Source organism: Streptomyces beijiangensis (assembly GCF_017315755.1).
Taxonomy (GTDB): domain Bacteria; phylum Actinomycetota; class Actinomycetes; order Streptomycetales; family Streptomycetaceae; genus Streptomyces; species Streptomyces beijiangensis.
Window position 1 is genome coordinate 1 of the sequence record NZ_JAFLRJ010000557.1, and the last position, 670, is coordinate 670.

Sequence of the window (670 nt, forward strand, 5' to 3'; positions counted from 1 at the left end):
GCCTGCTCGGCGAGGAGAGCGAGGCCCGGTTCCGTACCGTCCGTCGTGGTGATGAGCAGGAGGTCCACCGGGCCCGCCCATCCCGGGAGGGCCCAGCGCAGGGCGCCGGCGGCGGAGGCGACCCCGCTGGGGCCGAGCCGGGTCACGGGGACGGTGGGGCCGGCCAGCGCGGTGATCAGGTCGGCCACGCCGGACGCCGCGGTGCCGGGGCCCGCGAGCAGGAGGGCGCGCGGGCGGCCCTCCGGCTTGAGCTCGGCGATGCCGGCCTCGACGGCGTGCCGGGCGGCGGTACGGACGCGGGCGCCCGCCTCTGCCGCGCCGCGGAGGAGACCGAGGCGGTCGGCTCGGGCCAGGGCGTCCGGTGTGTCCAGCAGCGTCTCGTCGAGCATGGGGAAGGCCCCTCCTCCGTTGTGTTTTCTGCTGGGGCGCTATGCGGGGCGGCGGGCCTCGTCGACGAGGAGGACGGGGATGCCGTCCCGTACGGGGTAGGCCAGGCCGCAGTCCTTGCCGGTGCAGACCAGCTCGGGGGTCTCGGCGGATGCCGACTCGTCCCTGAGCGGGGCGTGGCAGGCCGGGCAGGCGAGGATCTCCAGGAGGCCGGCTTCGAGCGGCATGGGGTGTCCCTTCGAACGTTTGGGTTGGGTGACGTCAGCGTACCGCCGGGGTGGGG

General features: G+C 76.1%; 1 protein-coding gene and 1 pseudogene. Both read right to left on the reverse strand.

Annotated elements, in window-relative coordinates; genetic code table 11:
* Window positions 1-389 (reverse strand): annotated as a pseudogene (locus tag J0695_RS36730) (SIS domain-containing protein); the annotation flags it as partial.
* A gap of 39 nt (window positions 390-428) precedes the next feature.
* Entirely contained in the window at window positions 429-614 is a 186-nt protein-coding gene (locus J0695_RS36735; protein WP_206969100.1) for a Trm112 family protein, read from the reverse strand.
* Between the last annotated feature and the right edge of the window lie 56 nt (window positions 615-670).